This window comes from Pseudooceanicola lipolyticus, assembly GCF_002786325.1.
Lineage (GTDB): Bacteria > Pseudomonadota > Alphaproteobacteria > Rhodobacterales > Rhodobacteraceae > Pseudooceanicola_C > Pseudooceanicola_C lipolyticus.
Genome location: NZ_PGTB01000209.1, coordinates 1 through 5,385 on the forward strand (window position 1 = coordinate 1; position 5,385 = coordinate 5,385).

Annotated in this window: 5 protein-coding genes; 1 reads left to right on the plus strand and 4 read right to left on the minus strand. The window is 69.0% G+C overall.

Going from position 1 to position 5,385, the window contains the following annotated elements:
- Positions 1-1,344, minus strand: a 1,344-nt coding sequence (gene murD / locus CVM52_RS23195) for a UDP-N-acetylmuramoyl-L-alanine--D-glutamate ligase (RefSeq protein WP_100164718.1), incomplete at its 3' end; no start/stop codon positions are given.
- Between the two features lie 120 nt (positions 1,345-1,464).
- On the opposite strand from murD, the gene CVM52_RS23200 reads away from it, so the two are divergent.
- Positions 1,465-2,382: a glutaminase gene (locus tag CVM52_RS23200; protein ID WP_100164719.1), complete on the plus strand. Its 918-nt coding sequence runs from the start codon at positions 1,465-1,467 to the stop codon at positions 2,380-2,382.
- Between the two features lie 8 nt (positions 2,383-2,390).
- Here the strand turns inward: CVM52_RS23200 and CVM52_RS23205 are convergent, their stop codons facing one another.
- From CVM52_RS23205 to CVM52_RS23215, 3 genes are all read right to left on the minus strand, one after another.
- The gene (locus CVM52_RS23205) at positions 2,391-2,828 is read right to left on the minus strand and encodes an ACT domain-containing protein (protein WP_100164720.1); all 438 of its coding nucleotides are present in this window, start codon (positions 2,826-2,828) and stop codon (positions 2,391-2,393) included.
- A gap of 199 nt (positions 2,829-3,027) precedes the next feature.
- Positions 3,028-4,110, minus strand: a complete 1,083-nt coding sequence (mraY, locus tag CVM52_RS23210) for a phospho-N-acetylmuramoyl-pentapeptide-transferase (protein WP_100164721.1) — start codon at positions 4,108-4,110, stop codon at positions 3,028-3,030.
- A gap of 12 nt (positions 4,111-4,122) precedes the next feature.
- A partial coding sequence (locus CVM52_RS23215) for a UDP-N-acetylmuramoyl-tripeptide--D-alanyl-D-alanine ligase (RefSeq protein WP_100164722.1) occupies positions 4,123-5,385 on the minus strand: 1,263 nt, incomplete at its 5' end.

The window sequence follows — 5,385 nt, forward strand, 5'->3', positions numbered from 1 at the left end:
ATTGTCATACTGGTCGAAACTCGCCGCCGCCGGCGCCAGCAGCACGGTGTCGCCCGGCTCGGCCTCGGCCGCGGCGCGCGCCACCGCGGTGGCCATGTCGGTGCAGATCTCGGTCTCGCCCGACAGTTGCAGCGCGAATTGTGCCGCCTCGCGGCCGATCACATAGGCCTTGACCACGTTGCCCATCTGCGGCGCCAGCCCAGCCAGGCCGCCTTCCTTCTCCAGCCCGCCACAGATCCAGCGGATCCGCGCAAAGGCCGACAGCGCTTTGGCGGCGCTGTCCACATTGGTCGCCTTGCTGTCATTCACATAGGTGACGCCGCCGATCTGGCCCAGAACCTGGCTGCGATGCGGCAGGCCGGGATAGCTGGCCAGGCCCTGCTCGATCACGCGCGGCGCCAGCCCCAGCGCCCGCGCCACCGCATAGGCGGCACAGGCGTTCTGATGGTTATGCGCGCCCGGCAGCCCGGCGATCGGGCGCAGGTCGATCGACCCGACCTGCCGCGCCTTGCGGTATTCCGACAGGAACCCTTTGCGCGCGAAGACCTGCCAGCCGGTGCCGGTCAGCTTTCGGCTGACCGATACCCGGATCACCCGGTCATCGCCCGGCCCCTCGGCCATCTGGTTGGCCAGATAGCGCCCGGCATCCTCGTCCACGCCGATCACCGCCCGGTCCGGCCCGCCCTCGGCGAACAACCGCCGCTTGGCGGCAAAATAGCCGCCGATGCCGCCATGCCGGTCCAGGTGGTCGGGCGACAGGTTGGTGAACACGGCGATATCCGGGGTCAACGCGCGGGCCAGGTCGGTCTGGTACGAGGACAGTTCCAGCACCACCACCTCGCCATCCACCGCCGGCTCCAGATCCAGAACCCCGCGGCCAATATTCCCGGCCAGCTGCGCCGGCCGCCCGGCGCTGCACAGCAGGTGATGGATCAGCGCCGCGGTGGTCGATTTGCCGTTCGACCCGGTCACCGCCACCACCCGCGGCAGGGTGTCGAAATTGTCCCAGTCCCGGGTCGCGAAAGAGCGGAAGAACAGGCCGATATCATTGTCCACCGGCACGCCTTCCTCCAGCGCCGCGGCCACCACCGGGTTCGGCGCCGGATACAGATGCGGAATTCCGGGGCTGACGATCAGCGCGGCGATGCCCTCGAAGGCGCCGGCGCGGGACAGGTCGGCACAGGCGAATCCCTCGGCCTCGGCCGCCGCGCGCGGCGCCGGGTTGTCGTCCCAGCAGACCGGCGTGGCACCACCGGCGCGCAGCGCCCGCGCTGTGGCCAGCCCCGACCGGCCCAGCCCCAGCACTGCGATACGTTGGCCATCGACCTGTTTTACCGGAATCATGCTATATCCCCGCCTGCGCTTCGGCGCCGACAATGCAGGCTGCGCCGCCGGCCCACAAGACCGGCCGTTGCACCGCACCCGCCGGCGTGGAACAAGCGGCGCGCAATCGGAGGAACCACCATGTCCGCAGCAGATCTTCAGGCGCGGCTAGACGCCATCGTCGACAGGATGCGCGCCGCCGAGGACTGGGGCGCGGTGGCCGATTACATCCCCGAACTCGCCCGCGTGCCGCTGCGCCAATTCGCCATCGCCGTCGCCCCCGCCGAGGGCGGCGTTGCCGCCGCCGGCGATGCCGATGTGCCGTTTTCGATACAGAGCGTCAGCAAGATCTTCGCCTTGGCCATCGCCCTGGGCCGCGCCGGCGACCAGCTGTGGAACCGGGTCGGGCGCGAGCCTTCGGGCAGCGCCTTCAACTCGATCGTCCAGTTGGAACACGAACAGGGCCGGCCGCGCAATCCGTTCATCAATGCCGGCGCCATCGTCACCACCGACGAGATCCTGAAAGGCCGCGCACCGCGCGACGCGCTGGCCGAGATCCTGGGCTTTGTCCGCGCCGCCGCCGAGGATGACGACATCTATATCAATGACCGTGTCGCCCAGTCGGAAAACCACCACGGCCATCGCAACTATGCGCTGGCGCATTTCCTGCGCGCCTTCGACAATCTCGCCAACGCGCCCGAGTTGGTGCTGGGCACCTATTTCCACCAATGCGCCATCGAGATGACCACCCGCCAGCTGGCGCTGGCCGGGCGTTTCCTGGTCGGCGCGCCGGGCCTGCCCCGGCTGGTCTCGACCGCCCGGATCCGGCGGCTGAACGCGCTGATGCTGACCTGCGGGCAATATGACGGGTCGGGCGAATTCGCCTTCCGCGTCGGGCTGCCGGCCAAAAGCGGCGTCGGCGGCGGCATCCTGGCCATCGTGCCTGGCCGCGCCTCGGTCGCGGTGTTCTCGCCGGGGCTGGACGGCTACGGCAATTCGCTGCTGGGCACGGTGGCGATGGAACAGCTGGCGCGGCAGATGGACTGGTCGGTGTTCTGAAGGGGGGGCTAGCCCGCCCCCGCCCGCGCGCGCAGAACCGCCAGCGCCTGCCCGGCCATGTCCGCCGGTACAAAGACGTGGTCGTGGTGATAGGCCGCCACCATGTTGCAAGGAATGCCCGCAAGCGTCAGCGCTTCGGCCACCGCCGCGGTCAGGCCGATGCCTTCCAGCGAAGATTGCACCGTCAGGGTGATGCAGGCCATCCCCAGCGCCGCATCGAATCCCAGCGCCCGCGCCGCCGCCTCGGGCAGGATCAGCGACACCCCCTCGGCCTCGCGGTAGAAGGCCAGCGCCGGCGCCATCGCGCGATTGGCCAGATCCGGGTCGCGGGTGGTGCAGAACACATAGCGCCCCGGCTGCAATTCCGGTGCCATGCCGGCGATCATCGCCGCCGTATCGCGCACCGCGCGGCCGTCGCCGGTTGCGCCGCCACTCTCGTCGACCATCCCGCCTCCCTCAGCAGCTGGTTTCGCCGCGCCACTCTATTCAGTCGCCGTCGATATTCCGAGGCTTTCGCGCGTTTCAACCCGCCTCAGCCCGGATTCGAGGCACGCAGCGCCGCCGGGCAGCGCCCGTTTGACCCTCCGCCGTTACCGCCACCGCAAACGATTCCAGGCGCTTGCGCCCACGTCCCAGCCGGGACTCTCAGCGCACCTTCAGGGTGGCCAGCCCGATCATCGCCAGGATCAGCGAGATGATCCAGAACCGGATCACGATAGTCGGTTCGGCCCAGCCCTTTTTCTCGTAGTGGTGGTGAATCGGCGCCATCAGGAACACCCGCCGGCCGGTGCGCTTGAAATACAGCACCTGGATGATCACCGACATCGCCTCGACCACGAACAGCCCGCCGACCACCGCCAGCACCAGCTCGTGCTTGGTGACCACCGCGATCGCCCCCAGCGCCCCGCCCAACGCAAGGCTGCCGGTATCGCCCATGAACACCGCCGCCGGCGGCGCGTTGTACCACAGGAAGCCCAGCCCGCCGCCGAACAACGCGGCGGTGAAGATCAGGATCTCGCCCGAGCCCGAGACGTAGTGCACGCCCAGATCCTCGGCCCAGTCGAACCGGCCCACCACATAGGCGATGATCCCCAGGGTCGAGGCGGCGATCATCACCGGCATGATCGCCAGCCCGTCCAGCCCATCGGTCAGGTTCACCGCATTGGCGGCGCCGACGATTACGCAGACCCCGAAGGGAATATAGAACCAGCCGAGATTCAGCAGCATGTTCTTGAACACCGGAAAGGCCAGCTGGTTCTGCAACTCGGCCGGGTGGCTCTGCGCCGCCCAATAGGCCGCCACCACCCCGATCAGGATGCCCAGCGCCATGCGCAGCCGGCCGGGCACGCCCTTGGTGTTCTGTTTCGACACCTTGGCATAATCGTCGGCAAAGCCGATCACCGCATAGGCCACGGTCACGAACAGCACCAGCCAGACAAAGGGGTTGTCCAGCCGTGCCCAAAGCAGCGTGGCTGTGACCAGCGCGCCGACGATCAGCAGCCCGCCCATGGTGGGCGTGCCGGCCTTGGACAGGTGCCCCTGCGGCCCATCATCGCGGATCGGCTGGCCCTTGCCCTGTTTGCGGCGCAGCACCGCGATCAGCGGCCGGCCGAACAGAAAGCCGAAGATCAGCGCCGTCATGAAGGCCCCGCCGGCGCGGAAGGTGACATAGCGGAACAGGTTGAAAAGATCGCCCCCGTCAGACAGGGCGGTCAGCCAATACAACATGCCGGCAAATCCTTACTCATCCTCCGGCCCCACAACCGCCGGATCCGGCTGCCCATGGCCCATTTTGCGGATCGCGTCAACGACGCGTGCCAGATTCATGCTCAGCGAACCCTTGACCATCACCACGTCGCCGCTGTCCAGCTTGTGGCGCATGTCGCCGGCCAGCGCCGCCGCGCTTTCGGCCCAGACCCCGCGCTTGGCATCGGGCAGCGCGTCGAACAAATGCCGCATCAGCGGCCCGATGCAATGCACGGTGTCGACCTTGCCCATCGCCGGCAGCGCCGCCAGCCCGGCATGGAGCGCCGGCGATTTCGGTCCCAGCTCCTTCATGTCGCCCAGCACCGCGATGCGCCGCCCCACCCGGACGCGGCCGGTATCGTGGCGCACCGGCGCCGCGGCCAGCACCTCCAGCGAGGCCGCCATCGAGGCCGGGTTGGCGTTATAGGCATCGTCGATCAGGTGCAGGCGCAGCTCGGTCTCGGTCGGGTCGAGCAGGATATCCTCATGCGCGCCGCGCCCCGAATAGGGCGCCCAGCGGCCCAGCGAATGCACGCATAACGCCCGATCGGCCCCCAGCGCCCAGCAGGCGGCCAGCGCGCCCAGCGCGTTGACGGCAAAATGCCGCCCCGGCGCCGCCACCTTGTACAGCAGCGGCGTGCGCCAGGCCCGCGCCTCGGCCACGGTGGTATCTTCCAGCGCCTCGATCCGCAGCGCGCGGTGATGGCAGCCGGCGCTTTCACCAAAGCTGACCACCCGCGCACCCGCCGCCTCGGCTGCCGCGCGCAGGATCGGGAACACCTCGACATCGCCGTTCAGCACCGCGGTGCCGCCGGGTTCCAGCCCCTCGACGATGCTGGCCTTCTCGGCGGCAATCCCCTCGATATTGGCAAAGGCTTCCAGATGCGCCTGCCCCACGGTGGTGATCAGCGCCACATGCGGCCGCGCCATGCGGGCCAGCGGCGCGATTTCGCCGGGGTGGTTCATGCCGATCTCGATCACCGCATATTCGGTATCGGCGGGCATCCGCGCCAGCGTCAGTGGCACGCCCCAGTGGTTGTTATAGCTGGCGACGCTGGCATGGGTGCGGCCCTGGTCGGACAGCATCCGCGCCAGCATTTCCTTGGTCGAGGTCTTGCCGACGCTGCCGGTCACCGCCAGCACCTGCGCGCGGGTGCGCGCACGGGCGGCGCGCCCCAGCGCCTCCAGCGCGGTCTGGACGTCCTCGACCAGCAACAGCGGCGCATCCGCCGCGACGCCCTCGGGCAGATGGCTGAC